This window comes from Collinsella sp. AF15-51 (genome assembly GCF_003462845.1).
Lineage (GTDB): Bacteria > Actinomycetota > Coriobacteriia > Coriobacteriales > Coriobacteriaceae > Collinsella.
In genome coordinates this window covers 14,460-15,945 of the sequence record NZ_QRYG01000029.1, presented here as the reverse complement: position 1 = coordinate 15,945, position 1,486 = coordinate 14,460, and the positions used below count along the sequence as shown (strand labels likewise).

The following is a 1,486-nucleotide window of genomic DNA, read 5'->3' as shown; positions in this document are numbered from 1 at the left end:
TTTTCCGGTTCGACGAACAGCCGATCGTGTCAAATTTGGTCTAACAGAGCCTTTTCATATGCAGCCACCCCGCAAACCAAAGTGACGCCACGCCAACACCCATACCGCAAAAAAGTTGCGCAATTTATTTCCCACTTCTGTACATAGTTTGTTAACCCGACGTAATTCCTTATTGCATTTCCCACTGTCAGCGTTGCGGCTCCAGCGTTGCGTGCCAACAACTACACCCGCATAAACCTGCGTCAATGTGAACAAGTTTGCAAAATAACCCCCTTAAGCACTGCAAATGGACGAAATGTTGCCTCGTGCGGCCTAAATCGGTTTCTAGCCGCTTTGTGCTATGATGGCTATTGTTACATGGGTTCAACTGCGCTCTCGGCTTAACCGGTCGCGAAGCGCAGGGCAGATCAGCATCCGGCCGTAACGGCGGTGCCAGAAAAACCACGAGCTCCAATAGCGTCGTCATGCGTATCGCATCGAAAGCATTTGTTCTTGACTTTGTGCAAGCTGTATTTTCGATTCGACATTTCATGACAAAGCGCAGCAGTCCTACAGCTGTTTGCGTGCGGTCTAGTTTTGTTCCCGCTTGACTGGATCGCACGCAGCCAGCTGGGGTTACGGTCATTTTGCGATACACGTCCGCGACTCTAGCAACTGCGTTTATACATACCGTTCACGGTGGGGCAGAGCCACGTGCTTGTCTAACTGGGCTCAGGGTTTGAATATGGAGCGCCTTCGCGCACAAGCGCCCTGGCGAAGCCATACCCAAACCCCGTGAGCCACACGTAAGACAGCAAGGGGGTGGTGCTCGTGTGGTATGTGATCCAGGTCATTAACGGTCGCGAAGACGTAATGCGCGAGCGCATTGAGCACGTGGTGCCGGCTGGCGCTATGCAGGAGCTCTTGTATCCCCAATTTCAAACCGAGATCAAGGTGCACGGCCAATGGGTTAAAACGACCAAGCCGCTCTTTCCCGGTTATCTTATCTGCGACACGGCAGACCCCCGCACCGTGCAACAGTACTTGCTGCTCATGGACGACTTTGCCCGGGTGCTTTCCCAGGACGGTCAGTTTGTGCCGCTGGCAAAAGAAGAGGTTCAGCTTATTAGCGGCTTTACGCATAGGGGAGACCGCGTAGTGCCCATGAGCGAGGCCCTAAAAGATGGCGACCGGGTCGTAGTAACGGCAGGCCCGCTGCTGGGCCACGAAGGCCTTATCAAAACCATTAACAGACGCAAGAGCACTGCTTATTTGGAGCTCGACCTGTGCGGCCGACGCGTAACCACTCGCGTTGGCCTTGCCGTGCTTTCAAAAGAGCAGCGCGTCATGCGCAATCACAGAAGAGCGATCGCCTAGCTGCAAGCTCGCAAGCGGACGACCGAAGGCAAAAAGTATGGCTCTGTTAGACCAAGGTTGACATAAAAACGATGTCACCGCGAGGGCGGCCTGCCCTTCGACGTCAGGCTGGGATCTGAGGGGAAGGCTG

The 1,486-nt window shown here is 54.2% G+C and carries 1 protein-coding gene; it reads left to right on the top strand.

Annotation, left to right across the window (positions count from 1 at the left end; translation table 11 throughout):
- The first annotated feature begins 810 nt into the window (after window positions 1–810).
- Entirely contained in the window at window positions 811–1,356 is a 546-nt protein-coding gene (gene loaP, locus DWW51_RS09810; RefSeq protein ID WP_231501639.1) for an antiterminator LoaP, read from the top strand.
- The last annotated feature ends 130 nt before the right edge of the window (window positions 1,357–1,486 follow it).